The following is a 26,826-nucleotide window of genomic DNA, read 5'->3' on the forward strand; positions in this document are numbered from 1 at the left end:
TGGGGTCGGCTTTTTGCGCCGCGAACTGGACTCGGCTTCCGGCACCGCAGGAAGTGGTGCAGAACTTGTCACAATCTCGGGCCGGTCATCGGAGGCGTAACTTCTAAGCGTCTCCAGAACCAGAAAGAATTTCTCGGCTAGCATGAGTCAAGCTCGCTGACGCGTTCATCTCGGTTTCGAGAACGACGAGATTCGCTATCAATTCGATCACTTACTGTACGTGGCAGCAATTTAATTCGTAGCGCAAAACTGGATTGTGACAGTCCTTGCCGGATTTTTGCGCTCGCAGCGTCGTGTTGACGATGAGGCGTTGCGACGTAACGTTCCTATTCCTCCCAGGCCGTACCGGCTATATGGTGGCGGTCTGTCATTGAATTGTCATGTCACCGGAAATGCTAAAATCAGACGCTACGCCGGCTCGCAAAACTGTGAGCGCGCCGGACGGGAATCCTGTCCCCAAAGACAACAAGAGAACGCAAGTCGTCGGCGGCTTCCTCTGGCAAGTTGGACGGGCCGAGCCCGGCGCGGAAGGCGCGATCGTCGAGGGCGCTGTGATGGATCAGACGCCGTCGCAAGATGTGACGTCTGCACCGGAGCCAGGCCAGCAGACCGCTGCCGCGCGTCCCGCCGGTGAGATCGAGCTCAAGCTTCTCGTCGATGCCGATCGCATGGCGGAGTTCAACGCCGCGCCTGTCATCGCGGCCAATGCGCGCAACAAGGGCTCGCGCAAGCATCTCAAGTCGGTCTACTACGACACGCCCGAGCGTCTGCTTCGGCGCAATGGCCTCAGCCTGCGCGTTCGCCAGAGCGGCGCGCGCTTCGTGCAGACGGTGAAGACGGACAGTGTGGACGATCCGCTCCGCCGCGGCGAGTGGGAGGCGAGCGTGCCGTCGCTTGCGCCGGATCTCGCTCTGGCAATGCCCTTCATTCCGGAGAAGCTTCGCGGTCACCTCGAAGCGCATCCGCTCGAAGCCGTCTTCACCGCCGACATCCATCGTCACGCGCGGATGATTGACCTGCCGACCGGCACGGTCGAGATCGCCTTCGACTTGGGCGAGCTGACGGCCGGCGATCGGTCGTTGCCGGTGAGCGAGATCGAGCTTGAACTGAAGAGCGGCAGCGCGAGCACGATCTACGAGATCGCGTTGCGGCTTGCGGAGCAGGGTGCGGTGAAGCCGTCGATCCGCACCAAGTCGGCACGCGGCTTTGATCTCGCCGCCGACAAGCCGCCCTCGGTGGGTCGCCCGCGAAAATTTCGCCTCGATGCGTCGGTTGCGCTCGACGAGGCCTTCGCGACGATCCTGCGGTCCTGCTTCCTCCATCTGCTTCAGTCGCTGCCGGCCGCCGAGGACGGGCGCAATCCGGAAGGCGTGCACCAGCTTCGCGTCTCGCTGCGCCGGTTGCGATCGGCACTCGACCTGATGCGATCGGTCGGCGCGCTCAGCAATCTCGACGCGCTGCGGTCGGAAGCCAAATGGCTGGCGCAAGACCTGTCCGCTGCGCGCGACTGGGACGTGTTCCAGCTCGACACCCTGCCGACGATCGCAAAAGCCTGTCCGTCGGTCGGCGGATTCGATGCGCTGGGCCGGGCCGCGACCAGGTGCCAGTCGGACGCCTATCGCAAGGCGCATGATGCACTCGACGATCGCCGCTGCGCCGTGTTCCTGATCGGCCTCGGTGGCTGGATCGAGACGCGCGGCTGGCGCAGCGACGTTGCCGCCGAAGATCTCGGCCAGCTCGCCGAACCCGCCGTCAACTTCGCGCAGCGCATCTTGTCGGAGCAATACGCCAAGGTGCTCAAGCGCGGCCGCCGCTTCAAGTCGCTTCCCGCCGAGGGTCTGCACCGGGTGCGGCTCGCGACCAAGCGGCTGCGCTATCTCAGCGAGTTCCTGCTGCCGCTGTTCGCGGATCGCAAGTCCGCGAGAAAATTCTCGCGCCGGCTCGCCGGCTTGCAGGAGGAGCTCGGGGTCTTCAACGACATGGCCGTCACGGCATCGCTGCTCGACGGGCTCGGCGCCGAGCCCGACAGCGCCATCGCCGCCGCGGCCATTGCCGGCTGGCAGGCGCGCGCATCGGTCGGCGTGCAGCCCGCTTTGCAAGGCACATGGCGCGATTTCACCGCGGCGCGCGTGCCCTGGTCGCGGCAAGCCCAGCAGGATTGATCGGCTCTCGAGTCTTCAAAAAGGTTGCGCCCAGCCATTGGGGGATGGCTGGGCGCGCGCGAACCGGTCTGGGACGGGGAGGGGTGGGGATGTGACCGGGTCGCGTAACTCGTGTTCCTGACTGCTAGTTCTTGACTGCTAGTTCTTGGCGCTGGCGGTGGAGACCGCCGGCTTGGTGTCGCCGAGCGAGACCCAGACGTTGGGATCACTCTGTGACTGGCGCTTGACGAAGCGGTAGCCGGTCTCCGTCCAGGCAACGACGTTCTCGTTCTGATTGTCGAGAACGAACTCGCCCTTGTCGGTCTTCACCGTCAGCACCGCGTGTCCTTCGCCCTTCTTGTCCCGCACGACGGTGATGAGCAGGGCCTCACGCGGCCATCCGGCATCGATCAGCATCTTGCGCTTCAACAGCACGTAGTCTTCACAGTCGCCGTAACCGTCAGTCGGCAGCGACCACTTCTCGATCACGCCCCAGTGCTCCTGGTCGGTCAAAGGCTTGACGGTCTCGTTGACCCAGCGATTGACCTTGACGAGGTCGCGCCATGCAGCCTGCGACATCACGATGTCGCGCGGTTGCGTCGGCGTGCCCTGGCACTGGGCGGCGTTATCCGCACAGAACTCGACCCAGCCGATCGGCGCACGCGTGGTGTCGCCGAGGCTTGCGTAGAGCAGACGGCCTTCGCCGGCCTGCGCTGTCGCGCCGATCCCGAAGAGCATGGCGGCCAGCGCCAAGCCCTTCCCCTGTCCCCTGAAGTCCAACATTGCGGCCCCCGTTTCTTGTTGGGACCACATTTCGCACGGAGCTTTTGAGTTGGCGCTAAGTCGGCCAAGTCAAGTCGAGACGAATGCAAGTAAAAGTCGCGGCGAATTCGATCTATACTTGAAGAAAATTCGAGTAAAATTTGAGATTACTGCAATTGATTCAAACTTTATCGATTAACGTGGAAACGCTGGCGGAACCGCCGTTTCCGCGCGCAAACGGGCCGCGCGTTAACTCGTGCGCGGCCGGTCTCAACGCATGAAAAAGGCGGCGTCCGCATCGCGGAGGCCGCCTTCAAGGCTGGAAATACAGTGGTTTTGGCGTCGTCGCGCTTTACCGCGCAGTAACGCTCTCTTCGAGAGTCTCGATCGGCTGCTCGTGCATGAACTCCAGCGCGAAGCCGTCTTCGAGGTTTCGGACCACGCGGCCCTGCACGCGGCCGAGCAAAACCGTCGATTTCAGCGGCGGGCGGTTCTCGGCGGCGATGGCCGCGCCCGACAGCGAGAGGTCGATGATGCGGCAGGTCATCTTGGTGCCGTCCTCGAGCGTCAGCACCGCGATCGGGTTGCGTGGCACGATACGGTCGTGGCGGCGATCCTCCGGCAGGTTGAGGATGTCGCGGTTGGCGAGCCAGGTGAGCTGGGCCGCCAGCTTGTCGCGCTTGCGGGGCGTCGCACCGACCGTCATGGCGAAGCCGTTGTCGATGATGCGGGTGATCTTGCCCTCGACACGGCCGATATGGTCGAGATAGGCGACCACGCGGTCGCCGACATTGCCGATGCCGGGCGCCAGCAGCGCCAGCCCGCCCGGCGACATGTTGATGACCTGGCAGGGGAATTCACGACGATCAGGCAGCATGTAGCGGCCGAGCAGGTGAACCTTCACCCGCTGGAAACGCCGACGTTCCTCGGCGGCCGGAAGAAATTTTTTGTTCGCCAACGCCATTTTCACAACCCGACTCCCCGCCTGGCGGAGTCCGCGACGACCCTAAGGTGCACAGGGTTAACGCCGCGTTAGGATTGGGCGCGTCGATTACGGACAGACACAATGCGCTCGAAAAGCCACATCAGCGGCGGGCAGGCCAACACCGTCAGCGCGCCGAGGTCGAGCGCGACCGCGGCAGTCCCCGCCGATTTGGCCAGCCGGCCGGCCACCGCCGGCCCCAGCATCATCGCAGCATAGAAGAGCGTGTAGAACACGCCCATGCCGATCGCCCTTGTTTCCGGCGCGAGCACGCGGGCGGCGAGGCTCATGATCGGGCCGGCCGGATGGCCGCCGATCAGGCCGATCAGGACGAGGATCGTGATCACTGCATCCGATCGCGGCAACCAGGCCAGCAGGGCGGCCACGATGAGGCTAGCCGCGGTCGCGAGCGTGAGCGGCCGCTTGAAGCGGTCGGCGAGATAGCCGCCTGCTGGCACCGAGATCACCGACAGCCACATCACGAGGCTGATCGCGGAGCCCGCCGCCGCAATGCTCCAGCCGCGCTCGGCGAGCAGCGAGGGGCCGAACGAGAAGATCATGGCGAAGCCGACATTAAAGAGTCCCCAGATCAGGCCCGCGACGATCACTGCCAACAGCGCGAGAGGATCGAGCCGGCCCGGGCCGGCCGCGCTGACCGTGGCTCCCGGCGGCGACTGATAGAGCGTGATCAGCACAATACCGACTGCCGTGAGAGCGCCCGCCGCCAGGAACACCGCGCTTGCGCCATAGGCCGTGCCGATCGCCGGCAGCACCAGCAGCGAGATCGCAACGCCGGCCGGCCAGGAGTTGACGAAGATCGCCATCGCGGTTGCGATCTCCTTACCCGCGAACCAGTCGGTGCCCATCTTGGTGAGCTGCACCGTCAGCAGCACGCCGCCGGCGCCGGAGACCAGCCGGCCGGTCATCTGCCAGCCCCAGATATCGGTTGTGGCCATGACGAGGCTGCCCGCCGTCATCAGCAGCAGCGCCGCGATCGTCGTCGGCTTGTCGCCAAGATTTCGGCCGATCGCGCCGCCCGGCAGCGCCAGCACGATGCCGGGGGTGAAATAGAGGCCGATCAGGATGCCGATGTCGGCAAGCCCGACGCCGAAAGTCTGTTGCAGCAGCGGCGCGACCGCGGCCACGCTCTGGAACTGGAACGCGATGGTGAGGCGCACGACGAACAGGATCGCAAGAATGCCCCAGCGATTGCGCAACGCCTCATCTCCTCAGGCCCATCTTGAGGGTGCGGTGGGGAGGGACGAGAGTCAACCGGCTGTCTTCCGCGTCGCGCGCCCGTAGAGAAGACACAGCAGCGCCAGCAGCACCGCGGCCGAGAGCCCGAGCGACCAGTGAATGCCGATCGCCGCGCCGAACACCCCGACGGTGATGCCGCTGAAGGCCCGCATCCCGAGGCCGGCCATGTTGTAGAGGCCGACGACCCGGCCGCGAATGTCGGACGGCGCGTTCAACTGCACCAGCGCCTGCGCCATGGTGTTGAACGACAGCTCGAAAAAGCCCGCAAAGAACAGCAGCACGATCGCAACCGGATAGATCCGCACCGAGGCGAAGCCGAGCAGCGCCACGCTCCAGAGCATCGCAAGCGCGATCGCGGTGCGCGGCGTGCCCTTCAGCCGTCCCCAGGATTCCAGCGCGATGCCGGCGAGCAGCGCACCGGCCGCGTCAGCCGCGAGCAGCACGCTGTAGGAGACGCCGGGATCGCCGTGGCCGAGGTCGCCGGCAAAGCCCGGCATCTGGGCGTGATAGGCGTTGCCGATCATGAAGGAGGTGAGGCCGGCAAGCCACGTCATTGCGGTCAGCACCGGCTGGGTCCCGATGGAGCGGATGGTCAGCATGATGTCGGCAAGGCCGCGCACGGCGAAGCGCCGCACCGCGACACTCTTGTCGCGCACCGGCGCCCAGAACAGCCACAGCAGCATCGGCAGGTAGAACAGCGTGTTGAAGATGATGCCGTGCGAGGTGCCGAGCGTCAGCATGATGACGCCGCCGACCGCAGGTCCAACCAGAATGCCGAGATAGCGCGCCATCGCGTTCAGCCGCACCGCGCTCGGCAGATCGGCGGGGCCGACCAGGTCGTAGAGCAGCAGCTCGTTCGGCGTCTGCCACAGCACGCCCGCGCAGCCGTGGATCACCAGCAGCAGCATCGCGTGCCACATCTGGATGGTATCGGTGATGAAGAAGAAGCCCCATCCGGCCGAGGCCGCGATGAACAGCAGCATGCCGCACTGGATGATGCGGCGCGGATCGACGCGGTCGGCGAGCCCGCCGACCGCGACCGAGAACAGCAGGAACGGCAGCCAGTGCGACAGCACGGCAAAACCGCCGAGCGTCGGCGAATGGAATTTCTGGAACACCACCCAATAGCTGATCACATGCTCGATGTTGTCAGCCATCATCGCCAGCACGTAGGCGATGAACTGGAGCCGGTACGTCACCGACTTCATCGCCGCGAACGATCCGGACGCGACAACAGGATTTTGGGGCAGGGGGTTCAAGCGATCACCAGGGTGGGACTGTTCGGGCCTTACACGTTCGCCGCCGGCCGCTCAAGACACTTGGGTGTGTGTCCATAGCCCGCAATCCGGGACCGCCGGCCCCGTATTCCGCAGCGCTCCATGCGGGCTACGAAGCAGCGCGTCGCGCGATCTCCGTCGCCAGAAACGACCTGACCACCGCAGCAAACTCATCCGGCTTGTCATACGGCAACCCATGGCCCGTATTCGCGATGACCTCATGGCGGAGGTGCTGATTGAGCCCCTGCAGCTCCCGCGCCGTTTCGACCGAGACAACGCCATTGTCTCCGATGACAAGCAGGCCCGGGGCGGCAATGGCTTCGACAAGCTCGCGATAATCCGGATTCGGCGGCGTGAGCACCTCGAAGGCGCTGATCTCCGTCCGCAGCCGCGCATCGATGATCAGGTCAAGCAATTCGGATGAGCGGTGCGGATGCCGCCGCCGGGCCTCGGCCAGCGCCTCGTCCCTGTCCCGAGCGAGAAGCCGGCGATGCTGCTCGGCGACGTCGCTCCGGTAAACCTCGCGCTGGCGCTCCGGTGCCAGGAAAGTCGGATCGGCGAGGATAACGCTGCGAATGGCCGTGCCCATCTCGCTCGCAACCACGGCGGCGGTCATGCCACCCATGGAATGGCCGAGCAGGATCGGGGCAGTCAGCCCGAGCGCGTCAATGAGGCCGATGACGTCGTCTGCGAGATCGCGGTACAGGTACCCGCCGGACGGTGCGCTCGACGCGCCATGTCCTCTCGCAGAGGGCATGATGACGTCGTAGCCGTCCTCGAGAGCGCGCGCCAACGGTGTCCAGCAGGCGCCGCTTCCGGTCAGACCATGCAGCGCAATGAGCGCAGGCTTGTCGTCCCCGGTCCGCAAATAATGGATGTCGATGCCATTTGCCGCGCAGGTTCGGCTCGTCCAGTTTGTCATTCGCAACGACTGTCAAAGAATCAACGCCGCCGCCATCTTACCCCAGCGTCTTGACGTACACCGCATACGGCACGCCCAAAATATCCGGCGCCTCGCGAACCCTGGTAAACCCCATCCGCAGATACATCGGCAGCGCGACCGTCATGATCGGCGTCGTATGCAGGGCAATGGCCGGAGACCGGTCGCGCTCGGCGCGGCGCAGGCATTCTTCGGTCAATTGCCGGCCGATGCCCTTGCCGCGCGCGGCGGGATCGACCACCAGCATGCGGATCACCGGCCAGGCCGGATCGAAGAACGCCGCCTTCGGTGCTTGCGGACCGACATAGGCGACGGCGCCGACGATCTGGCCGCCATCTTCGGCGACGATGATCTCGCCGGTTTTGGCAAGCTCCGGCATCTTTGCGACATGGGTCGTGAATAGTGGCCAGTCGGAATAGTCCTGCTCGAATTGCGCGAAAGCCGCGAGAGCGACGCGCACGATCGCTTCCGCATCCGTCGGCTGATAGTCACGCAGCATCGGCGTTGCCCTTGCTCGTAGCCCGGATGGAGCGCTGCGAAATCCGGGGCCGGCGGTCCCGCGACGAGGCTGTTCGCCTGGCACGACCGCGCATCTTACAGACTATTTGCGGTTGTTCGTGTCGTCACTATTGACACTTTGCGTTCGGAACGCCACCTTTCTCTCCGGTAGATACGACCTGCCGCTTGCACCCTCTACGGGATGGTGAACGTATCGCACGCATCGTCTTGGCCCCTTTGCCGAACAACGGGCCAGCAACGCAAGCACTGGCTTTTCCGAATTGTTCAAGCAAAGGAGTAAGCCATGCGCGACTTCCGCGATGCCAAAGCCATGGCGCAAACGCTGCGCGCCTCCCTCGTCTCCAAAGGTCTCAAGATATCGGTTGCCGAAAGCCTCGAACTGACCGCCGAGTTGTTTGGCTTGGCTGACTGGAACACGCTTGCTGCCGCCATTCGACGCGGAACGTCAGCGCCCGAGCCAGCGGCGCGTGCAAGTATCAAATGGCCTTCGGGATTTACGCGCGAGCTTGAGCAGACCCTGAACAGGGCCATCACCTACGCCACTGCGCGAAAGCACGAGTTCGCGACGCTGGAACACCTCCTGTTGGCGCTGCTGGACGATCCGGATGCCTCAGGGGTGATGAAGGCCAACGAAGTCGATCTCGAAGCCCTGAGGCGAACCACAACCGCCTATATCGACGACAAGCTGAGCACCTGGGTGATGATCAAGGATGGGCGCGATACGACGCCGACGGTCGCGTTTCGACGCGTGGTGCATCGTGCGCAGATACGCGGCCTGAAACGCGAAACGAGCGGATTGGATGTGCTGGCCACCATGTTCGGTGAAAGTGCAAGTCCTGCGGTCCGGCTCCTGAGCGAGCAGGGCATGACCGGCGAACGTCTAGAGAGCGTTCCTCCTCGTGCAAATTGAGCGGAGCAGACCTGCTCGGGCGCTTGAGGCGCGCGCTCGAGTATTTCCAAGATCGCATGGCTGTCATAGGCTGATCCGAGCCCGCACCATCAATTATAACAGACGGGCAGCGAGGAAACAGCAATGGACCAGATCCGCGTCTGCACTCACGCAGGGCCGGGCTCGGAGCCCGTCATCAAGACCGTGCCATGGCCGAAGGTCGGCAAGAAGGCCGCGCTGATCAAGGTCGGCGCCTGCGGTGTCTGCGGCACCGATCTGCATATCCTGAAAGGTCACTGGCCGAGGCCATTGCCCTGGCCGTTCACGCTGGGCCACGAGCTCGGCGGAATCATCGTCGAATGCGGCGAGGAGTTTACCGAGGATTTCATGAGCAAACCGCTGAAGGTCGGCTCGAAGGTGATGATCCCGCGGCTGATGCCCTGCGGCCACTGCTATTACTGCATCCACTATCCGCAGACCGCCAACAAGTGCCTGACGCCGGTCTATTACGGCCGCTATCTCGGCTTCGACAAGGCGCCTCACATGTGGGGCGGCTGGGCCGAATATGTCTATGTCGATCTCGATATGCTGCCGGGCACCAAGATCTACAAGCTGCCCGACGACATGTCGCTGCGGCTGGGCGCGCTGTCGGAGCCGCTGACGTCCTGTATCCGCGCCTTCAACCGCGCCAGCCGCGCCGGCGGCTTCAGTTGGGGCGATACTGTGGTGATCCAGGGCTCGGGCCCGATCGGCATTCTCGCTGTCGCGGCCGCAAAGGAGATGGGGGCAGGGCGCGTGATCTGCGTCGGCGCGCCGGAGGAGCCGCGCCTCAAGCTCGCGCGCGAGTTCGGCGCGGAGACGACGGTGAACATCGAGGAGATCAAATTGCCGCAAGACCGCATCGCCCGTGTGCGCGAGATCGTCGGCGGCTTCGGCGCCGATCTCGTGATGGATTGCTCGGGTCATCCGACCGCCGGCCCCGAGGGCATCGAGATGCTGCGCGACGGCGGCACCTATGTCGAGATGGGCCAGTTCACCGACGCCGGCTCGATCGAGACCTCCTGGCACCGCATCTGCACCAAGGATCTCAACGTGCTGGGATCCTGGGGTTTTACCGGCAACGATCTGCCGCTCGGCGTCGACATGCTCTACCGCACGGCTGGCAAATATCCCTGGCTGAAGATGCAGACGATCTATCCCTTCACGGAGGAGGGCGTTGCGCAGGCGGTCAAGGACGCGATGGCGATGAAGACGGTGAAATCGACCATCGTGCCGTGGCCGGAGCTTGTGGAATAGCCGATGCCGTCCGCCCCCCACGATCTCGCAACGTTTCTGGTCGAAGCCAAGCGGCGCACCTATGCGGGGCTGGACGACGACGCGACCGTGGCCGCGCCGCTGCTCGCCGGCTCAAAACAGCTCGAGCATCGCGCGCCGCCTTATGCCTATCGCGATATCTATTTCGGGATGGGATTTTTCGTTGGCCAAGAGACCGTGTCGCGGGATGACCGCGTCATCTGGTCGATGAGCTACAGCGGCGGCGCCCGCGCGGACATTGCGGATCAGTCCACGCTGCTCGAGATCTACAAATTCCTGCGCCAGGCGCTGCTTGGTGTGAGCGTCGAGGAGCCTTATCGGGGACCGCGCCTGTTCGAGCAGAGCGGCATGACTTACCGCAACGAGGTCGAAGGTACGCTCGATCGCTTCCACGGCATCGAGACGATCGCGCGGCATGATGGCGCGCTGCTGTACGAGCTGCGCTATAGCGGTGGTTTGCTGCGATAATCCTTGAACCTTGTAGCCCGGATGGAGCGCAGCGCAATTCGGGGCCGCCGGTCCCGCATTCCGTTTCGCTCGATGCGGGCTACGAGCCTGAGTTTGGAATGAGGGCCACGATGACCGACGAACCTGACCCGCGCACCCGCTCGCCATTCCGCGCTATCCGCGCGATCGACTACACCGTCATCTTCGTGCGCGACATGGCAGCGATGCGCCGGTTCTACGAGGACGTTCTCGCCTTTCCGCTGCTGCGCGAGCTCTCGCCGAACTGGATCGAGTACGGCCTGGGCGGCAATACACTGGCGCTGGCGCGACCGAGCCGGACCGCGGCCGACGTGCCGACGCCGGCGGGCAGCGCCTCGCTGCAACTGGCCTTCAAGGTGTCCGCGGCCGAGGTCGATCAATGTGCCGATGAACTGGTGCGGCAGGGCGTGGCGCTGCTGTCACCGCCGACGAACCAAACGTTCGGGCATCGGACCCTGTTCTTTCGCGATCCCGACGGCAATTTGCTGGAGGTCTATGCCGAGATCTGAGGCGCCCAAAAAGTTCCATCGGGAATCCCCGATCTATCCATGCTAAGGTGAAACTTAGGCCCAGGTTCCGGCTTTCACTTTACGGGAGAGGTATCGTGAAGCGAATCCTGAAACCCGTTACTTACATCCTGGCGGCGATCTACTTTCTGGTGGATGCGGTCTTCATGGCCGTGGCCAGGCCAATAGCGCGCTGGATCGGGCGGCATTTCGAATTCAAGTGGTTGCGCGCCTGGATCAGGTCGCTGCCCCCTTATCCCTCGCTCGCCCTGTTTTCCGTGCCCGTGATCATTCTGGAGCCGATCAAGCCGGTGGCGGCCTACCTCGCCGCAACGGGTCAGGTCGTGAGCGCCGCCGTGACTTTCGTCGTCGGCGAATTGCTCAAGCTCGTGCTGGTCGAACGCCTGTTCCATCTCACGCGCGACAAGCTGATGCGGATTCCGGCGTTCGCCTGGGCGTACGGCAAGTTCTCCGAGGTGAAGGCGTGGCTGCAGGCAACGGAAGCCTGGCGCGCCATCCGCGCCCTGAGCCGCGCGGCGCGGGACACTGTTGTACGGGCGAGAGCAAGGCTGGTCGGCGGCTTCACCAAGCTGGCAGCCTCCAAGGACTAGGGTCGCGCCGGGAAGGACGAGGGTCGCGCCGGAGGCGTTGTCCTCTATGCGAGCTTGCGTGCTGCGGCGGTGGCCTTGTCGCCCGTGTTCGGCGTGCCGGTGGGCTCGATGAGCAGGAGGTGAACCTCCTCGCGTGCCACCGGGCGATGCTCGACCCCTTTGGGCACGACATAGAGTTCGCGCGGGCCGAGCGTCACCGTCCGGTCCCGCAATTCGATGTCGAGACTGCCTTTCAGGACGAGAAAGAAATCGTCGGTGTCGTCATGCTTGTGCCAGGTGAACTCGCCCTTCACCTTCACCACCATCACGTCGCAATCGTTGAAGGTCGTGACCGTGCGCGGCGACCAATAGTCTTGAAAGGTCGCGAGTTTGTCGGCAAGCGATATGCTGTCGGCCATGTTTCACCCGTTGCTGTCTCGTGAGGCTCGATTTGGGATCCGACGGTCGGCGCGGCAAGAGCTGTATCCGTCAACCGGTCGTTCTGGCTCCGGCTATTCGACATGTCCAGACAACAAGGCCTGCGCCCATTCCGGACGGTTGTTGGCGAGTGCACGCGCCGACGCGGACTCCCAGTCATAATCCAGGGCCAAGAGTTCGACCTGCCAGCCTCTCTTTCGTTTCGTGAGTACCGCATACCGAGCGTGAGGCGAGCGGTGTTCCAGGTTTGAGGCAAAAGGAATGTCCGCGAACACCGGGCAACCAACACTACCGGGATTAAGAACCAGACACTCGTTCGGACCGTGAACGACCGCCTGGCGGTGGCTGTGACCGCACAGGATCACGCGAGCCGTCGGCTCACTCGCGAGGCGCGTTGCCAGCACGTCGCGGCGCGCCGGCACAAAGCGGCGGTCGTCGAGCGCTTCTTCCATCAGGCACGTTGTATCGTCGCTGGGCGTGCCGTGGCAGGCCAAAATCCCGTCTTCCAGCCGCAGTTGCGCAGGCAAACTGTGGAGTGCGAGACGTTGCTCCGCAGTCAATGCGTTGCGCGCAAACCGACCTGCCGACGAAAGCCGGTCCTCTGGAAACTCCTCAATCCAGCGGTCATGGTTTCCACGTACAGTCGGTAACGACAACGATTGGAGTGCTTCAAAAGTTTCTCTCGGCCACAAAGGGCTGGTGACGCAATCGCCCAGATTGACGGTGCTATCGACGCCACGCGTCTTGATGTCGGCCAGCACAGCCTCCAAAGCAGCAAGGTTGCCGTGAACGTCGGAAATGACTGCCAGTCGCATCGTTGTGCTCCCACTCCACCTCGGCCTGAGACCTGGCCCAATTGTGCCGAGGTTAATTGAGGTGGCCGCAAAAATCCGCTGCAACCTTCAGGCGCGGTGCTTTCTGCCAAGCCATGCATCATAGGCATGGTGATTTCAGAGCACTTGGCGTAAAGAGCGCCCTGATCACATCCGGCGTGCGGCCGGGCCGTTTGCCGCGCACGCAACTCAGGTCCGCCGGTTCACCGTTCCGCGCCTGACATTAACCAAGGTTCTCCATCCCGTGTCTTTTCCGGCCCTGACCCCGCCGCTCGCCCGCGCTTTGGCCGAGCGGAACTATGATTCACCCACCCCCGTCCAGCTCGCCGTGCTCGCGGACGAAGCAGCCGACCGCGACCTCCTGGTTTCGGCCCAGACCGGCTCCGGCAAGACCCTTGCTTATGGGTTGGCCATGGCCAGGGATCTGCTTGGTGAAGCCGAGCGGTTCGAGCAGGCGGGTGCGCCGCTCGCCCTGATCGTGGCGCCGACCCGCGAGCTCGCGCTTCAGGTTCAACGCGAACTGGCATGGCTGTACGGGCACACGGGCGGGCGGGTCGTCTCCTGCGTCGGTGGCATGGATCCGCGCCGCGAGCAGCGCGAGCTTGCCGCCGGCGCTCACATCGTCGTCGGCACGCCCGGCCGGTTGTGCGACCATTTGCGCCGCGGCCGTCTCGACATTTCGGAATTGAAGGTGGTCGTCCTCGACGAGGCCGACGAGATGCTCAATCTCGGCTTTCGCGAGGACATGGAGTTCATCCTCGAGACCACGCCGGAGACACGCCGCACCCTGCTGTTCTCGGCGACCTTTCCGCGCGGCATCGTCGCGCTGGCCAAGCAATATCAGCAGCAGGCGTTCCGCATCGAGGTCGCGGGCGACGAGGGCGGTCACGCCGACATCGAGTACCGCGCGATCCGGATCGCGCCCGCCGATGCCGAGCATGCGGTCGTCAACGTGCTGCGCTTCTACGAGGCGCCGAGCGCTCTCGTGTTCTGCAGCACGCGCGATCACGTCAGGCATTTGCAGGCGGCGCTGCTGGAGCGCGGCTTCTCTGTCGTCGCTTTGTCGGGCGAATTGACCCAGAACGAACGCACCATGGCGCTGCAGTCGCTCCGGGACGGGCGCGCCCGCGTCTGCGTCGCGACCGACGTTGCCGCGCGCGGCATCGATCTGCCGAGCCTCGACCTCGTCATTCATGCCGATCTGCCCAACGACGCCGAGGTCATGCAGCATCGCTCGGGCCGCACCGGTCGTGCGGGCCGAAAGGGGACAAGCGTCCTGCTGGTGCCGCCCGCACGGCGGCGGCGCGCGGAGCTGCTGCTCAATCTCTCGGGCATCGACGCTGTCTGGGGCACGGCGCCGCAGGCCGAAGAAATCCGCAAGCTCGATCATGAGCGCATGAAGGACGTGTTGTTCACCGAAGAGACGACCGCCGACGATCTGGTGCTGGCGCAGGCATTGCTGGCCGAGCGGTCGGCCGAGGATATCGCAGCCGCACTCGCTCGGCTCTATCGCGCGCGGCTGCCGTCGCCCGAAGATATCATCGATCCCGGCGAGCGAGCTGGCCGGCCGCGCGACGATCGCGGTCGCGACAAATTCCAGGACAGGGGCGACGATCGTCCCGCCAGGCCTCGATCCAAATCCGAAAAATCGTCGTCGCGTCACGGCATGGCGGAGGCCACCGTCTGGTTCCGCGCGGCGATCGGACGCCGCAAGAATGCGGAGGCGCGCTGGCTGCTGCCGATGATCTGCCGCCGCGGCGGCATCGACAAGCGCGACATCGGCGCCATCAAGATCATGGACACCACCACCGAGTTCGAGATTTCGGAGCGGGTTGCGGAGTCCTTTGCCGCCAAGGTCAAGCGTCCGGACAAGGAAGACAGCATCCGCATCGATCCGATGACGGATGCACCGCAGCGGCAGGCAATGTCGGAAGAGAGGTCACATCCGCCGCGGCGCGAGAGAGACGACAGCGATCATCGTGAACGTCGCGACGATCGTCCGCGCGACGCAGCTGGATTCAAGCCGCGGGACAAGGGACACGGCGACCGCAGGCCGAAATTTGAAGATGCTCCGTCCTTCGGAAAGAAAAAGAAGCACAAGAACAAGCCGGGCCACGCAGAGCCGTCGGTCACGCCGTGGCCCGTGAAGGGCGCGCCGGGCAAGAAGCCGAAGAAGAAAAAGCATCGTGGCTGAACTGGCGCCGTTCAACGTCAGCAGGAATGATGCCGCCGGATTGCACCGGCGGCATCATCCCAGAAGTCAGGTGTGAGCTCAGCGGCCACCGCCACCACCGCCACCGCCGCCGCCACCTCCACCACCGCCGGCATTACGCAGCGCCGAATTGTAGCGGGGGTCGGTCTGCCTCATGTAGGTGGGCGAGATATCGTTGGTGAGCCGAACGACGCGGCGTCCGCCACCCTGGTTCGGCATTTCGATCAGGCCGCCACAGCCCTCGAAGAAGGCGAATTCGCAGCCGTAGGTCCGGTGCTGCGCCGCGTTGGCGCTGGTCGCGGTGAACGCGGTCGTGGCAACGACTGCAATGAAAGCAACTTTCGACAATGTGAGTTTCAAGGAAATTCTCCAGTCTCGTTTCGGCGAGACCAGAACGGCCCGCACACCTTCGGCGGGGGCTGATCGAAGCCGGTTCGAGGGGGCGGCTTCACGCCCGCGTGAGCCGGGGCGGCCGGCAAGGGGACGTTACGTCGCAGCGAGGTCGCGGAGCATGTAGGTCGCGCCTTCGCCGTAAGACGCGAGCTTTGCGCGCGCTTCCGCATCGGCCGCGACGGGCCGAAAGCCGAGACGTTCCCACAACGGCCGTGTGGCGTAGACCGAGACCAGCGCAAGCGTCGTGATGTGCGATGCGCGCGCCAGCTCTTCGATATCAGTAATGTAATCGCGCGCGGCGCCACCGCGGAAATCGGGCAGCACGGCAACGTCGTGCACGTAGAGACAATCCGCATCGTCGGGCAATTTTTGCAGGAAGCCATTGAGCGGCGGAATCCGGTGCTGCTTCCACGGATGCGCGAGTCCGTAGCCGGCGACCTCTTCGCCGGCGATGAGCAGACGGCAGCCGTCGGGATAGAGGCGCATCTTCTCTGCGAACACGTCGGGGCTCTCAGGAAGATCAGGATGGATCTGCGCTGCGATCGTGCTGATTGCGACCAGGTCGGAGGCGCGCGCGGGGCGCCAATGCGGCTTGCTCATGTCGGTTCGTTGGTCCGTCTCACGCATTCCAGTTTATTCCGTCGCGACGATGCGCGCAGCGAAAAATATCTTGGCCGCCGTCCCGGGAATACGAAGCGTTGCGCGGCGTCCTACCCCATGCAAGCCAATTTTCATGACAGGAGATACCATGACGTCCTCGATCCGCCTCGCGCTCACGCTCGCCGTATCGCTCGCCATCATCCCCGCTGCCTTCGCGGCGCCGCCGACCAAGACCGGCAAGTCCGACAAGGGCAACGTACTCACCGACGCTAAGGGCATGACGCTCTACACCTTCGACAAGGATGCGGACGGCAAGTCGGCCTGCAACGGCCCGTGCGCGACAAACTGGCCGGTGTTGAAGGCCGAGGCGAGCGATGCCGCGTCCGACGGCTACACCGTCATCACGCGCGACGACGGTACCAGGCAGTGGGCCTACAAGGGCAAGCCGCTCTACACTTTCGCCAAGGACCAGAAGCCCGGCGACATCACCGGCGACGGCTTTCTGAACGGCGCCTGGCATCTGGCGATGCCGTGAGCGGACAATCCGCCGCGTGAATGCAAGGTGGTGTCTGGAATCGACGAGATGCCACCGGTCTCGTGCCTCGGACGCAGCGCAGTGCCGTGTTGGCGATACGAAGTATCGTTCAATGCGGTGCGCTGCAGAGCGGCTCCATCAACGCGCGGTCGCCGGGCATCCGGAGGAAGGCCGCCGGCGCCGGCCGTACCGCCTGCCGGAGTGATCTCAAGTTGGCAGACGTCATTGCGACAACTTCAAAGAAGTAAAAGGCTCGCCCGTGGCGCTTCGTCGCTTGAATCGAATTTATTCAAGTCGAGAGTCCGAAAGCGAACGGAAAGCCTGATGTTGGTTCGTCATAGTTGGCTTCGGCGGGGGGCAGAGCGGCACATCAGCAACAGCATCCCTCCAGTTTGAGAATAGGGGCACTGGTTTCCCGGTGCGGTACGCACCTGGGAGCTTCTGGACGTCTTCAATCCATTATCTGGTTTCGCGTGAGGGAATGAATGACCATGAATGATGCCAATTCGAAAGCCGAGACGAATATCGCTGCGCTGAGTGGGACGGCGGATAGTGGTGCAAAGCCCAGGTTCGACATGCCATTTTTCAACATCCAGGCGATTTTCGGCGATCTTGCCGCGCAAGGCGCCGCGCGGGCCAAAGCAAATTTCGAGCAGATGAAGGCGGCTTCCGAGGAGATCACCGAAGCTCTCCGCGAAGCCTGTTCGACCAATGCCACGCGTGCCGCCGATTACGGCACCAAGGTCATCGAAATATCAAACCTCAATACCAGCTCCGCGCTGGAATTCCTGTCCCAGCTTGCGGATGCGAGGTCGTTTGCGGATGTCGTGAGCCTCTCCACCACCCACAGCCGCAGGACCTTTGAAGCGGCGTCTGGCCAAAACCGGGAGCTTTGGGACCTCGCCCAGAAGGTCGCCACCGAGACGGCTGAGCCGATCAAAAAGGGCTTCAACCGGGTTCTGCACAGGGCTGCTTGAATCGAATACCGGCCGCGTGGATCGGCTGGACGAGCGTCTTCGTCAGAAGAGACGCCGTCCGGCCGATGGCGGCGGTGCCTTGCCGTGAGGTGATGCCGAGCTGGAGGAAATCAGGATGGGTATGTTGATGATCAAATGTCCGGAAACGGGCCGCGCCATTTCGACGGGCATCGAGATGGATCGCGAAAGATTTCGATCCAGTACAGTGTTCTTTTCGCGGACATATTGCGGGATGTGCGCGGCGACGCACGAGTGGTTCGCCAGAGAGGCCTGGGTCTATGAATCGGTCTTGGCGAACGGGAAGGCCGGGGGCGGGCAGCCGTTCCGCGCGGGCGCGGCGTGAAGCAGCCTGACGGCATCTTGCGAGACGATCCGATCGATCCTGCGGCTCATCACCTTGTAGCATTCGCATGCGACGACCTCGAGCCGGCGCCTGTCGATCTCGAGTTGGCCGCGTCGATTGGATCTGATCGCCCTTGACGCGCGAAGTGCGCTCACGACGTGCGTGACCGTGGTCCGCCGGACGCCGAGCAGTTCCGACAACGTCTCTTGCGTCAAGGGCAGGACGTCACTGTCGCCCTCCGTCCGATCGTGAATGTGCAGCAGCCAGCGGGCGAGGCGCGCTTCGACGGAGTGCAGTGCATTGCAGGCCGCGACGTGCAGGAATTGCGTCATCATCGCCCTGGTGGCGATCTGAACCGCGCTTGCGAGGGCCGGACTGCGTGCGAGTGTCGCGTGAAATCGCGCGGGCGAGATCTGCAGTGCAGTCCCGGCAACGCGGACAACCGCTGTCAGGGGGGATCGTACGGGGCCGAGCGCCGTCATGAGGCCGACGACGCCGTCGTTGCCGACCACGGCGGTTGCGGCCGTCTGTCCGTTCGGCAACTCCATGATGAGGGCGATCACGCCGCTGCACGGGAAGTAAAGGTGCTCGATCCGGTCGCCCGATCGAACCAGGACTGCGTCGTGCTGGAGCGGTACCTTCCGAAGATGCGGTGCAAGCAAGGCGAAGTCGGCCGGCGGTAAAGCAGCTAACAGGCGATTACCAACTCTGGTCGCGTGCTCCATCACGGGTGATCGTCCCTCGACGGAGGCCCGGCGGCTAGCGAACGCATCGTCTCCGGCCGAGCCGCGTTGCCGTGCAGACACTGGCATACAGGAAAAACGTACGATGGCGGGTAAGGTTCCCGTGATGGCTCGCGAGTCTGCGCGCCGGCGCGTCCGTCCGCCATCCGATCCAGCAATGACGATCGCGCCGTTTGCACGCGCTGCGCGCAAGGCGCGAGGGTTGCGCTACCTCAGCCCCTCATACACCATCAGCCCGCGCGCGACTTGCGGCGGCAGATGGCTACGCGATCAGCCGGCGCGGCAAGCCTTTCACGCAGCCGGCACCAGTCCGTAGCGGAGCATCGTCTCTTTCATCTTCGCGGGATCGGGCGGTGCGCCGGCCGACAGGAGTGCGCTCATCTCCGTGAAATATTGCGGGCCCAGCACCCCGGGGCTCAGGATGCACAGGCATGTCGCCGGGCCCGTCGAAAGGTTGGTAAAGCCGTGCACGATACCGCGCCTGATGAAGACCGATTCTCCGGGGCCGAGATCGTTCTGCTTGCCGTCGATCGTCCAGGTCGATACGCCGGACAGCCCGTAGATTGTTTCGTCCCAGCGGTCGTGATAGTGCGGGATCGGCATCCGCGCATTCGGCTGCAACGTCATCTCGAAGATGTCGACGCTGCCGCCGGTGTCGTCCTTGCTGTGCAGGAAGCGGAGCTGAAGCGTACCGAAATCGATCATGTTGGACATGGCTGCGTCATCCGGGTGAGAGGCTGCACCGAAGTCGCGTCGTTCGCCGCCTCGTGACGAAAACTACCTCAGCCCCTCATACACCATCAGCCCGCGTGCGATCTGCAATTTGCGGATCGCGCGCGGCAGCAGTTTCTCCGGCTGATGCAGATAGCGCCAGGAGGTGAGGGCGAATGCGGACAACGCGCCGCATTCGTCGTCGAACGGTGCGAGCACGCCGGTGACACTCACGGGCGTATGCGGGCGGGCGTTGAAGGGCAGCAGCAGCAGCTCGAGATGCGCCTTGCTGCCGTCTTCGCGCGCGGCGGTGACGCCGGCGATCGCACCTAACGTCTCGTCGGCGACGATCGTGGTGATCTCCTCGATCTCGCTGCGGCTGCCTTGCGTGAACAGCGCCGCAAAGCTCTGGTCCTTGAGGTCGAGCCCCGCGAGCGCGCAGACGCGCGTGCCGGCGACGCGGAACGGGAAGCCGAGGTTCTGCTCGCAGGACAGCACGAAGATGTCGCCGAGCAGGCCGCGAACCGCGCCCGGATCGATATCGGCCCGATCAGGGGCCCGCGCAGTGCCGCGCTTCTTGTCCCAATACGCGAAGAACGCGCGGCTCGACGGATGTTTCATGGCTGAACGCTTATCCCGGGGCGCTACCTCACGGGACAAACCTGTCCCGCTTCAGTGCACCCGCGATCCCTTTCGTTGTTGTGCAGGAGGGGATTTGCAGCGTCCATGCCGGAGGGGCGTTTTCGCACTCCTTAAGCCCGTCTTTGCGTTGTTAACGTTAAATTAACTATGCGCTTTCCGTCCGACGCCCCGCTGCTATGGTGGTCGCGGTCGCAAGCCTCGCCGCTTTCATCCAGGTTCTCGGCGGGGCCTGTACACAGGCGTCAAACAGTTTGGTCGCGGGCCGCGGGGAGGGGTGGGGATACGCCTTATTCCTCCGGGTACCGGAAGACCGACATGGACGGGGAGGGCTTTCCCAGGGCCCTCCCTTTTCCTTTTTGTGCACTTGCACAGGGTAGGCAAAGGCGACTATCTCCAAGGTTGTCGCTCCAATCGCGCCTGAAAGCGAAGCTGCCTTGGATTCCCCGCAAGATTCTCCGCCGGAGATACCGGCCGTTGTCGAGGAAGCTCCGCGCGAGCCGATCCTGACGCTGCCGGTCGCTCTGACCGCCTACATCATCCTGCTGGCCGTGATCCATCTGCGGATGCTGCTGCCGCCCGAGATCGAGAACTGGACCGTCGACGTCTTCGGCTTCATCCCGAAGCGCTACGATTCCTCGCTGCTCAATCTGCAGATTCCCGGCGGGGCCGGCGCCAAGGTCTGGACTTTCGTCACCTATTCGCTGCTGCACGCCAATCTGACCCATCTCGGTTTCAACGTGCTGTGGCTGCTGCCGTTCGGCAGCGCGCTGGCGCGGCGCTTTGGCGCGATCAGGTTCTTCCTGTTTCTCGCGGTGACGGCCGCGGCCGGTGCGCTCGCCCATCTCGTCACCCATGAGCATGCGGTGGCGCCGATGATCGGCGCCTCGGCCTCGGTGTCCGGCGCGATGGCGGCGGCGATCCGCTTCGCCTTTGTCCGCGGCAGCTTCTTGTCGTTCAGCCGATCGGACGCCGATACCGCCGCAAGGGTTCCGGCGCTGCCGCTGTCGCGCGCGCTGCGCGACGGACGGGTGGTGGGCTTCCTCGCAGTGTGGTTCGGCGTCAACATCATCTTCGGCGTCGGCGCGATCGGGGTCGATTCCGAAACCACGAGCGTCGCCTGGCAGGCACATATCGGCGGCTTCTTCGCAGGCCTTCTGCTGTTCGCGCTGTTCGATCCCGTTCCGCGCGTGCGAAACGATGCTGCGGATGCGTCATCACAGGACATTTCAAACCGCATTTGAAGCGGCGCTTGCGGCGCCGCCCGAATTCATCCATCATTATCGAGAAGAATGTTCCGAAGCGACAAGCCGCTAGCGGCGATGCTTTGCACAGCGCACGAGGATGAACCGGCGCTGAAACTGTTAGTTGAAGACTCGACGAACAAGTCCCGACCGCCAAACGGCGGACGGCTCCGATTCAGGGAGGCAACAATGACGGTACGTTCCATTCTCAACACCAAGGGCCACCAGATCATGAGCGTCGAGCCCGACGCCAAGCTGGCTGCCGCAGTCAAACTGCTCGGCGAGAAGAAGATCGGCGCGGTGCTGGTGATGAACCAGAGCCGGCTCGAAGGCATCCTGTCCGAGCGCGACATCGTGCGCGTGATCGGCGAGCGCGGCGCCGGTGCGCTGGAGGAGCCGGTCTCTCAGGTCATGACCCGCAAGGTCGTGACCTGCAAGGAGACCGACACGGTCGCCGAGCTCATGGAGACGATGACCACCGGCAAGTTCCGCCATCTGCCCGTCATCGACGGCGGCAAGGTGGTCGGCCTGATCTCGATCGGCGACATCGTCAAGCGCCGCGTCCAGGAATACGAGGCCGAGCAGGAAGCCCTGCGCGACTATATCAAGACGGCCTGAGCGGCCTCACTCGTCTACCTTGGACTCGCTCGTTTTGGGCGCGTGGCCCGCGGGCGCCGGCGCGAGCACCTCGATCGCCTCCTGGATCGACTCCAGCGCACGCTCGGCGGCGCGGGTGCCGTGGGCGATCAGATCCTCGCCGCGGTGGAAGTCGAACCAGCCGAACTGACCGACCCGCGGCGTGATCAGGAGATCGGGCGGATCGCCGGCGAGACGCGCGCGGGTAATGCGGTCCTGCATGATGTTGAAGGCGTCGACCATCACCGAGGAGATGCCGGGCCGTCCGGCGCTGCCGAAGAACTCGCGCTTCATGGCCTTCTCCGCAGAGAACAAGCGCGGAAAGCGCCGCTTCGTCGTCGTCGCCGCGACCACAGGCGTGACCGGTTCGGGTATCGCGCCGTGCGAATAGATCGTCGTGGAATGGGTGAAGATGTCGCTGGAAAGATTTGCGGCGATGACGATTTCGGCGCCAAGCGCGCGGGCGGCCGAGACCGGCACCGGATTCACCAGCGCGCCGTCGACCAGCCAGCGGTCGCCGATCAGGACGGGAGAGAAGATGCCGGGCAGGGCGTAGGAGGCGCGCATTGCGTCGACCACGCGGCCGCGCGTCAGCCAGATCTCGTGGCCGGTCCGGACCTCGGTTGCGACGGCGGCGAACTTGATCGGAAGATCCTCGATCAGGGTCTGGCCGACCGCATCCTCGAGCCGGGTTGCCAGCTTCTCACCGCCGATCAGGCCTGAGCCGCTGAGCCGGATGTCGAGATAGCCGAGGATGTTGCGCATCCCCTGCAGGCTGCGTCCCCACTCCTGCAGCGTATCGAGCCGGCCGGCCGCATAGAGGCCGCCGACCACGGCGCCGATCGAGGTGCCGACCACGACGTCGGGTACGATTCCATTGGCAGCCAGGGTTCTCAGGATGCCGATATGGGCAAAGCCGCGCGCCGCGCCACCGCCGAGCGCAAGGCCGATGACCGGCCGTCGGACGCTGCCAAGACCGACCTTCTCGCCATTGGAGCCATTCGCGCCCCGACCCTTCAAGATATCAAGCACCGAAACCCTCCTACCCCGGGCCAGCCCTCACACCAGAGTAGGCGCCGTACTTCCGCTCCGCCAGAACGAGGGCAAAGCATGGTTTATACCGTTCGGGACCCAGGGGGCAGGAGTGTGGCGAGGACCGGCTGCCTCTCGTTTAATCACGCAGGCGTCAACCGGGTTCCAAAGAACAGTACCGGGCCGTATTTCCTGGGGATTCGGAGGCTTGAATTTGCCGCGTTTTCGGTGAAAAGCAGGTGGCATGACTATCGGGGGTGACGGCATCATCGGATGGCGGCGCAGCACATTGCTGCTGCCGACGCTGATCCTTGCCGCCTTCCTGGTCGGTCTCGGCCAAAACGCCGCTCAGGCGCAGCTTTTCTCCGATCGTCCGCCTCCGGTGCCGCCCGCCTCGGTGCCCGACCCCGGCGGCGCCGTCAGCCTCGCGCCGCCCGCCGGGCTGGGCGCCGCGCCGCCGAGCCTGCCGCCGACGCTGATGCAGCCGAATACGCCCAGCATGCCGCCGCCCGCGGTCTCGACCGTGCCGGCGGCCCCACCGCTCAACGCGGCGGTGCCCGGCCAGGGCGTTCTGTCGCTGACCGCGAAATACGGCAAGGACACTCCCGCGATCACCAGCGGACTGGTCTGGCGCGTGTTTGCCGACCGTCCTGACGAGAACGGCACCTTCAAGCTGATCCGCGAGGATCGGAACGCCACGCCGAACATCGTGTTGCCGCCGGGGAATTACGTCGTGCACGTCGCCTTCGGCCTCGTCAGCGCGGTGCGCACCGTCAGCCTGAAGGCCGAGACCGACCGCGAGTCCTTCGTGCTGCCGGCCGGTGGCCTGCGCATCGAGGGCCGCGTCGGCACCAGCCGCATTCCGCAGAACCAGATCTCGTTCGCGATCTACAAGGGCAGTCAGTTCGAGTCCGGCGAGCGCGCCTCGCTGGTGCCGAACGTCGCAGCCGGCGACGTCGTGCTGATACCGGAGGGCACCTACTACATCATCTCCAACTATGGCGACGCCAATTCGGTGGTGCGCTCGGACATCCGGGTCCAGGCCGGCAAGCTCACCGACGTCACCATCACCCACCGCGCCGCCGTGATCACACTCAAGCTCGTCAGCGACAGGGGCGGCGAGGCGCTCGCCAACACCGCCTGGTCGGTGCTGACCCCCGGCGGCGACGTCATCAAGGAATCGATCGGCGCCTTCCCGCGCGTCGTGCTCTCCGAAGGCGAATACCGCGCCATCGCCAAGAACGAGGGCAAGGTCTACGAGCGCGGCTTCAACGTCGTCAACGGCGTCGATGGCGAAGTGGAAGTCGTCGCGCGCTGATCTGGCCGATATAGCGTCGGGTCTCTCCACATCGTCATTGCGAGCGCAGCGAAGCAATCCAGAGTCCCTCCGCGGCAAGATTCTGGATTGCTTCGCTGCGCTCGCAATGACGAGGAGGAGGGCCGCGCCCCTCACGTCCGATACCTCAGCGCCTCGACCAGGGCTCAAGACCGACCGCATCGATCTGTTCTACCAGCACCGCGTCGATCCCGACGAGCCGGTCGCGGAGACCGCGGGCGCGGTGAAGGACCTGATCCAGGCCGGCAAGGTGCTGCATTTCGGCCTGTCGGAGGCGGGCGCGCAGACCATCCGGCGTTCGCATGCGGTGCAGCCCGTGACCGCATTGCAAAGCGAATATTCGCTGTGGTGGCGCGAGCCGGAACAGGAGATACTGCCGACGCTGGAAAAACTCTGCATCGGCTTCGTTCCGTTCAGCCCGCTCGGCAAGGGTTTTCTCGCCGGCGCCATCACCGAGAGCACGACGTTCGATGCGAGCGACTTCCGCAATATCGTGCCGCGCTTCTCATCCAGCGCACGAAAATCCAATCAGGCCCTCGTCGACCTGCTCGGCGAGATCGCCGCAGTGAAGAAAGCGACGCCGGCGCAGATCGCGCTGGCCTGGTTGCTCGCGCAGAAGCCGTGGATCGTGCCGATCCCCGGCACCGCCAAGCTGCACCGGCTCGAAGAAAATCTCGGCGCGGCTGCGGTGACCCTGTCGGACGCAGATCTCACTGCAATTGCAGGGGTGCTGTCCAAGGTAGCCGTGCATGGCGAGCGCTATCCTGCGCATCTCCAGGCGCGAGTCGGACGCTGAGCGTGGCGTGAATGCCCGGTGAGCGTTCGCTTACCGGGCATACGCGTCTTGTGTTCGGACTTGAATACGTTTGCAGGCGCTACCAGCGCGTTGGAGGGCTAATAAACACCGGCAACATCGGCTTATTCCGCAAGCGTCGCGACTTCATCACAGCGGTGCAAGATACGTATTTCCGATAATCAATTTTATTCTCTTTCCCTCCTGCTGCGTTATATGTCGTGCATCCGTCTAACGGGGGAGGCCGGAGCAGGCGTATGACTGCGAGACCGGCAGGAGCAGGGGACCAAGCCCGTCGGCATGTTTGAAGTGATCATCACCAGGCGTAAGCGGTTTGGCTGGCGATGGCAGGTGTGCCAGTCCGGCAAGATATTTGCCGATGGCTTCGAGCGCACGCGGCCGTCCGCCAAATATCATGGCGAGCGCGCATTATTCTTCCTGTTGTCGCAGGCTTACTTGCGCAATCGCTCCGCGGCGGCCAGCGAGGACTAGCAGCGGGTGCAGCAGACAGCTGCGTAGCCCGGATGGAGCGCAGCGAAATCCGGGACCGCTGTGCCAGCTCGCGAGAACCCCGGATTATGCTGCGCGCCATCCGGCCTACGAGCCCCACGTCAGATGTCGACGACCAGCTTGCCCCTGGCGGCGTGATCCCGGATCAGAGCGTAAGCATCGCCAACACTCTCCAGCGTGAAGCGCCTTGCATCGACCAGCGACGCGAGCTTGCCGGCTTCAACCAGGCGCGTCGCTTCCGCCATGATCTCATCGTGATGTGCGCGGCCTTCGCCCGACAGCAGCGGCAGCAGTGTGAACACACCGGAATAGCTGGCGGCGCGGAACGACAGCGGCGCAAGCGCATGCGTGCCCCAGCCAAGCGCGCTCACCACATGGCCAAACCGGCGCACGGCTTCGAAGGAGGCATCGAGCACCTTGCCGCCGACGGTATCGTAGACGATCTCGAAGCCGCGGCCGCCGGTATGCTCTGCAACGTAAGCTTCGATCGCAGTGCCGCGGTCGATGAATACAGCGCCAAAGCCTTCGATGGTGGCGCGCTGCGCCGCCGAGCCGGTCGCGAAGACGTCTGTTCCGAAGGCGCGCGCGATCTGGATCGCGACATGGCCGACGCCGCCGGCACCGCCATGAATCAAAACCTTCTGGCCGGCCTTCAGAGCCGCGCGATCGATCAGGCCCTCCCAGGCCGTGATGAAGATCAGCGGCAGGGCGGCCGCTTCGCGCATGCTGAGATTGGCGGGCTTGGGCGCCAGCAGGTCGGCATCGACCGCGGCGAATTCAGCGAGCGATCCCGGCACGCCGCCGACGCCGCCCGTCATGCCATAGACCTCGTCGCCCGGCTTGAAGCGCGTCACGCCGCGCCCGATCTGCTCGACCACCCCGGCGAGGTCGATTCCGAGAATGGCAGGCAGCGGATGGCGCGCATGCGTCGCGGCACCGGCATGGATCTTGGTGTCGAGCGGATTGACCGCGCTCGCATGCACCCGCACCAGTACCTCGCGCGGCCCGACCTCGGGCGTGGAGACGGTTGAGAGGCGCAGCGGCGCGTTGTGGGTCTCCAGGATCGCAGCCCGCATAGTCGATTGTCTCGTCATGATCGTCTTGCTCCGTTGTTGGCCTCCAATATGCCCATGAATTTTTGCATGGAAACGAACAACGATGTACGATGATCGTGCATTTTTGTATGAG

28 protein-coding genes and 1 pseudogene are annotated in these 26,826 nt (G+C 64.3%); 14 read left to right on the top strand and 15 right to left on the bottom strand.

Annotated elements, in window-relative coordinates:
• The first annotated feature begins 392 nt into the window (after positions 1-392).
• Positions 393-2,162 carry a CYTH and CHAD domain-containing protein gene (locus tag JQ627_RS30175; RefSeq protein WP_212488011.1) on the top strand — a complete coding sequence of 590 codons (1,770 nt, stop codon included), beginning with the start codon at positions 393-395 and terminating at the stop codon, positions 2,160-2,162.
• Between the two features lie 138 nt (positions 2,163-2,300).
• Here JQ627_RS30175 and JQ627_RS30180 read toward each other — a convergent pair whose 3' ends face one another.
• The 6 genes from JQ627_RS30180 to JQ627_RS30205 form a co-directional block, all read right to left on the bottom strand.
• A complete protein-coding gene (locus tag JQ627_RS30180) occupies positions 2,301-2,924 on the bottom strand; it encodes a transglutaminase-like cysteine peptidase (protein ID WP_212488012.1) in 624 nt (207 codons plus the stop codon).
• 331 nt (positions 2,925-3,255) lie between these two features.
• Complete coding sequence (locus tag JQ627_RS30185) at positions 3,256-3,867, bottom strand: PilZ domain-containing protein (RefSeq protein ID WP_057744308.1); 612 nt, start codon at positions 3,865-3,867, stop codon at positions 3,256-3,258.
• A gap of 68 nt (positions 3,868-3,935) precedes the next feature.
• Positions 3,936-5,102, bottom strand: a complete 1,167-nt coding sequence (locus tag JQ627_RS30190) for a CynX/NimT family MFS transporter (protein WP_212488013.1) — start codon at positions 5,100-5,102, stop codon at positions 3,936-3,938.
• Between the two features lie 51 nt (positions 5,103-5,153).
• The gene (locus tag JQ627_RS30195; RefSeq protein WP_283817146.1) at positions 5,154-6,401 is read right to left on the bottom strand and encodes an MFS transporter; all 1,248 of its coding nucleotides are present in this window, start codon (positions 6,399-6,401) and stop codon (positions 5,154-5,156) included.
• A 127-nt stretch (positions 6,402-6,528) separates the two neighbouring features.
• Positions 6,529-7,287, bottom strand: a complete 759-nt coding sequence (locus tag JQ627_RS30200; protein WP_249143498.1) for an alpha/beta fold hydrolase — start codon at positions 7,285-7,287, stop codon at positions 6,529-6,531.
• A 91-nt stretch (positions 7,288-7,378) separates the two neighbouring features.
• Complete coding sequence (locus tag JQ627_RS30205) at positions 7,379-7,858, bottom strand: GNAT family N-acetyltransferase (RefSeq protein ID WP_212488016.1); 480 nt, start codon at positions 7,856-7,858, stop codon at positions 7,379-7,381.
• A 303-nt stretch (positions 7,859-8,161) separates the two neighbouring features.
• Here JQ627_RS30205 and JQ627_RS30210 point away from each other — a divergent pair, with 303 nt between their 5' ends.
• From JQ627_RS30210 to JQ627_RS30230, 5 genes are all read left to right on the top strand, one after another.
• Positions 8,162-8,788: a Clp protease N-terminal domain-containing protein gene (locus tag JQ627_RS30210; protein ID WP_212488017.1), complete on the top strand. Its 627-nt coding sequence runs from the start codon at positions 8,162-8,164 to the stop codon at positions 8,786-8,788.
• A gap of 123 nt (positions 8,789-8,911) precedes the next feature.
• Positions 8,912-10,063 (top strand): zinc-binding dehydrogenase, encoded by a 1,152-nt coding sequence (locus JQ627_RS30215; protein WP_212488018.1) that lies wholly within the window; start codon positions 8,912-8,914, stop codon positions 10,061-10,063.
• 3 nt (positions 10,064-10,066) lie between these two features.
• On the top strand, positions 10,067-10,549 hold the full coding sequence (locus JQ627_RS30220; RefSeq protein WP_212488019.1) for a DUF5680 domain-containing protein: 483 nt from the start codon (positions 10,067-10,069) through the stop codon (positions 10,547-10,549).
• Between the two features lie 110 nt (positions 10,550-10,659).
• Positions 10,660-11,076 (top strand): VOC family protein, encoded by a 417-nt coding sequence (locus JQ627_RS30225; RefSeq protein ID WP_212488020.1) that lies wholly within the window; start codon positions 10,660-10,662, stop codon positions 11,074-11,076.
• A gap of 95 nt (positions 11,077-11,171) precedes the next feature.
• The gene (locus tag JQ627_RS30230; protein WP_212488021.1) at positions 11,172-11,684 is read left to right on the top strand and encodes a hypothetical protein; all 513 of its coding nucleotides are present in this window, start codon (positions 11,172-11,174) and stop codon (positions 11,682-11,684) included.
• A gap of 44 nt (positions 11,685-11,728) precedes the next feature.
• Here the strand turns inward: JQ627_RS30230 and JQ627_RS30235 are convergent, their stop codons facing one another.
• Positions 11,729-12,082: a cupin domain-containing protein gene (locus tag JQ627_RS30235; RefSeq protein ID WP_212488022.1), complete on the bottom strand. Its 354-nt coding sequence runs from the start codon at positions 12,080-12,082 to the stop codon at positions 11,729-11,731.
• A 93-nt stretch (positions 12,083-12,175) separates the two neighbouring features.
• Complete coding sequence (locus JQ627_RS30240; protein ID WP_212488023.1) at positions 12,176-12,916, bottom strand: metallophosphoesterase; 741 nt, start codon at positions 12,914-12,916, stop codon at positions 12,176-12,178.
• Positions 12,917-13,178: 262 nt separating this feature from the next.
• Between JQ627_RS30240 and JQ627_RS30245 the strand changes: the two genes are divergently transcribed.
• Positions 13,179-15,128 (top strand): DEAD/DEAH box helicase, encoded by a 1,950-nt coding sequence (locus JQ627_RS30245; protein ID WP_212488024.1) that lies wholly within the window; start codon positions 13,179-13,181, stop codon positions 15,126-15,128.
• Positions 15,129-15,206: 78 nt separating this feature from the next.
• Here JQ627_RS30245 and JQ627_RS30250 read toward each other — a convergent pair whose 3' ends face one another.
• Both JQ627_RS30250 and JQ627_RS30255 read right to left on the bottom strand, forming a co-directional pair.
• The gene (locus JQ627_RS30250) at positions 15,207-15,506 is read right to left on the bottom strand and encodes a hypothetical protein (protein ID WP_212488025.1); all 300 of its coding nucleotides are present in this window, start codon (positions 15,504-15,506) and stop codon (positions 15,207-15,209) included.
• Between the two features lie 126 nt (positions 15,507-15,632).
• Positions 15,633-16,139 (bottom strand): GNAT family N-acetyltransferase, encoded by a 507-nt coding sequence (locus tag JQ627_RS30255; RefSeq protein ID WP_212488074.1) that lies wholly within the window; start codon positions 16,137-16,139, stop codon positions 15,633-15,635.
• A 148-nt stretch (positions 16,140-16,287) separates the two neighbouring features.
• Between JQ627_RS30255 and JQ627_RS30260 the strand changes: the two genes are divergently transcribed.
• Together JQ627_RS30260 and JQ627_RS30265 are read left to right on the top strand one after the other, a co-directional pair.
• Positions 16,288-16,674, top strand: coding sequence for a hypothetical protein (locus JQ627_RS30260; RefSeq protein ID WP_212488026.1), 387 nt, complete (start codon positions 16,288-16,290; stop codon positions 16,672-16,674).
• Positions 16,675-17,165: 491 nt separating this feature from the next.
• Positions 17,166-17,651: a phasin gene (locus JQ627_RS30265; protein WP_212488027.1), complete on the top strand. Its 486-nt coding sequence runs from the start codon at positions 17,166-17,168 to the stop codon at positions 17,649-17,651.
• Positions 17,652-17,927: 276 nt separating this feature from the next.
• On the opposite strand, the gene JQ627_RS30270 is transcribed toward JQ627_RS30265, so the two are convergent.
• The 3 genes from JQ627_RS30270 to JQ627_RS30280 all read right to left on the bottom strand — a co-directional run bounded on the left by JQ627_RS30270 (position 17,928) and on the right by JQ627_RS30280 (position 20,069).
• Positions 17,928-18,722, bottom strand: a complete 795-nt coding sequence (locus JQ627_RS30270) for a Crp/Fnr family transcriptional regulator (RefSeq protein ID WP_212488028.1) — start codon at positions 18,720-18,722, stop codon at positions 17,928-17,930.
• Positions 18,723-19,028: 306 nt separating this feature from the next.
• Entirely contained in the window at positions 19,029-19,451 is a 423-nt protein-coding gene (locus tag JQ627_RS30275) for a cupin domain-containing protein (protein ID WP_212488029.1), read from the bottom strand.
• Positions 19,452-19,514: 63 nt separating this feature from the next.
• The gene (locus tag JQ627_RS30280; protein WP_212488030.1) at positions 19,515-20,069 is read right to left on the bottom strand and encodes a PAS domain-containing protein; all 555 of its coding nucleotides are present in this window, start codon (positions 20,067-20,069) and stop codon (positions 19,515-19,517) included.
• 455 nt (positions 20,070-20,524) lie between these two features.
• Between JQ627_RS30280 and JQ627_RS30285 the strand changes: the two genes are divergently transcribed.
• Both JQ627_RS30285 and JQ627_RS30290 read left to right on the top strand, forming a co-directional pair.
• A complete protein-coding gene (locus JQ627_RS30285) occupies positions 20,525-21,331 on the top strand; it encodes a rhomboid family intramembrane serine protease (RefSeq protein WP_212488031.1) in 807 nt (268 codons plus the stop codon).
• 189 nt (positions 21,332-21,520) lie between these two features.
• Positions 21,521-21,949 carry a CBS domain-containing protein gene (locus JQ627_RS30290; RefSeq protein WP_212488032.1) on the top strand — a complete coding sequence of 143 codons (429 nt, stop codon included), beginning with the start codon at positions 21,521-21,523 and terminating at the stop codon, positions 21,947-21,949.
• Positions 21,950-21,955: 6 nt separating this feature from the next.
• Here the strand turns inward: JQ627_RS30290 and JQ627_RS30295 are convergent, their stop codons facing one another.
• Positions 21,956-22,999, bottom strand: a complete 1,044-nt coding sequence (locus JQ627_RS30295; protein WP_212488033.1) for a patatin-like phospholipase family protein — start codon at positions 22,997-22,999, stop codon at positions 21,956-21,958.
• A gap of 244 nt (positions 23,000-23,243) precedes the next feature.
• On the opposite strand from JQ627_RS30295, the gene JQ627_RS30300 reads away from it, so the two are divergent.
• The 3 genes and pseudogenes from JQ627_RS30300 (at position 23,244) to JQ627_RS30310 (ending at position 25,620) form a co-directional block, all read left to right on the top strand.
• Positions 23,244-24,317, top strand: coding sequence for a hypothetical protein (locus JQ627_RS30300; RefSeq protein WP_212488034.1), 1,074 nt, complete (start codon positions 23,244-23,246; stop codon positions 24,315-24,317).
• 163 nt (positions 24,318-24,480) lie between these two features.
• Positions 24,481-25,131, top strand: a pseudogene (locus tag JQ627_RS30305) (aldo/keto reductase); the annotation flags it as partial.
• A gap of 297 nt (positions 25,132-25,428) precedes the next feature.
• Positions 25,429-25,620, top strand: coding sequence for a hypothetical protein (locus tag JQ627_RS30310; RefSeq protein WP_028150253.1), 192 nt, complete (start codon positions 25,429-25,431; stop codon positions 25,618-25,620).
• 119 nt (positions 25,621-25,739) lie between these two features.
• Here JQ627_RS30310 and JQ627_RS30315 read toward each other — a convergent pair whose 3' ends face one another.
• On the bottom strand, positions 25,740-26,732 hold the full coding sequence (locus JQ627_RS30315; RefSeq protein ID WP_312015819.1) for a zinc-dependent alcohol dehydrogenase family protein: 993 nt from the start codon (positions 26,730-26,732) through the stop codon (positions 25,740-25,742).
• Between the last annotated feature and the right edge of the window lie 94 nt (positions 26,733-26,826).

Source organism: Bradyrhizobium liaoningense, from assembly GCF_018130785.1.
GTDB lineage: Bacteria > Pseudomonadota > Alphaproteobacteria > Rhizobiales > Xanthobacteraceae > Bradyrhizobium > Bradyrhizobium liaoningense_A.